The sequence below is a fragment of the Pseudomonas sp. EGD-AK9 genome, assembly GCF_000465935.2.
In the GTDB taxonomy this organism is placed as follows: domain Bacteria; phylum Pseudomonadota; class Gammaproteobacteria; order Pseudomonadales; family Pseudomonadaceae; genus Aquipseudomonas.
On record NZ_AVOF01000553.1, the window covers coordinates 1 to 1409 of the forward strand.

Here is a 1409-nt window from a genome sequence, read left to right on the forward strand (position 1 = left end):
ATCGCCGAGGGCGAGCGCCAGGGCGAGGCCATGCGCCGCGACCTGGACGCCGGCCTGAGCATCGACCACGAGGCGCTGGATGCCCTGGAAACCCGCCTGGTCGCCGCGCGCGCCGAACTGGAGCAGGTGGAAACCCGCTGGGCGATCCAGCGCGACCTGGCCGAGCGCCTGCTCGAGCAGCGCAAGCAGTGCGCCGCCGCCCGTCTTGCTGGCGCCGCAGAGGAAACCGACGAGCCACGTGCGAGCCTGGAAGAACTGGAAGCCGAACTGCGCACCCTCCAGGCCGAGCTGGCCGCGGCTCAGGCCAGCGAGCGCCTGGTCAGCTTCGAGGTCTGCCCGCGCCTGGTGGCCGAGGTGATCAGCCACTGGACCGGCGTGCCGCTGAGCCAGCTGGCGCGCGAGCACAACACCAAGGTCATCACCTTCGCCGACGACCTGCGCCAGCGCGTGCGCGGCCAGGAGCAGGCGATCCAGGCGCTGGACAAGGCCATGCGCGCCACCGCCGCCGGCCTCAACCGGTCCGATGCGCCGGTGGGCGTGTTCCTCCTGGTCGGCCCCAGCGGCGTGGGCAAGACCGAGACCGCCCTGGCCCTGGCCGACCTGCTGTATGGCGGTGAGCGCTTCCTCACCGTGATCAACATGTCCGAGTTCCAGGAAAAACACACCGTCTCGCGGCTGATCGGCGCGCCGCCCGGCTACGTCGGCTATGGCGAAGGCGGCATGCTTACCGAAGCCGTGCGGCAGAAGCCCTACTCGGTGATCCTCCTCGACGAGGTGGAGAAGGCCGACCCGGACGTGATGAACGTCTTCTACCAGATCTTCGACAAGGGCGTGGCCAACGACGGCGAAGGGCGCGAGATCAACTTCCGCAACTGCCTGATCCTGATGACCAGCAACCTGGCCAGCGAACGCATCGCCAGCCTCTGCGCCGGCGGCGCGCGCCCGGGGGCCGAGGACCTGGAGCTGGCCATCCGCCCGCAACTGAGCCAGCACTTCAAGCCGGCCCTGCTCGGGCGTATGCGCGTGGTGCCCTACTACCCCATGGACGGCGACCTGCTGCGCCAGCTGGTCGGTCTCAAGCTGGCCCGTTTCGGCGAGCGCCTGGCCCGTCGCCAGCTCGCCTTCAGCCACTGCGACGGCCTGGTCGAGCACCTGGCCGAGCGCTGCACCCATGGCGACAGCGGCGCCCGTCTGATCGACCACCTGATCGACCAGCACCTGCAGCCGCTGGTGGTCGACCGCCTGCTCGACGCCATGGCCGCCGGCGAAAGCCTGCAGCGCGTGCACGCCACCCTGGACGCCGATTCGGCGGTGACCTGCGAGTTCGCCTGAGGTGCTGCCGATGTTCGCCGAAGTCCCGCAACCGCTGCGTTACGCCGAAGCCCTGCTCGGCCGCTACGCCACGCTGG

General features: G+C 70.2%; 1 protein-coding gene. It reads left to right on the top strand.

From position 1 onward, the window contains the following. Nucleotides 1-1332: AAA family ATPase (locus N878_RS20510; protein WP_021445409.1), on the top strand; the 1332-nt coding region annotated here is incomplete at its 5' end. Between the last annotated feature and the right edge of the window lie 77 nt (nucleotides 1333-1409).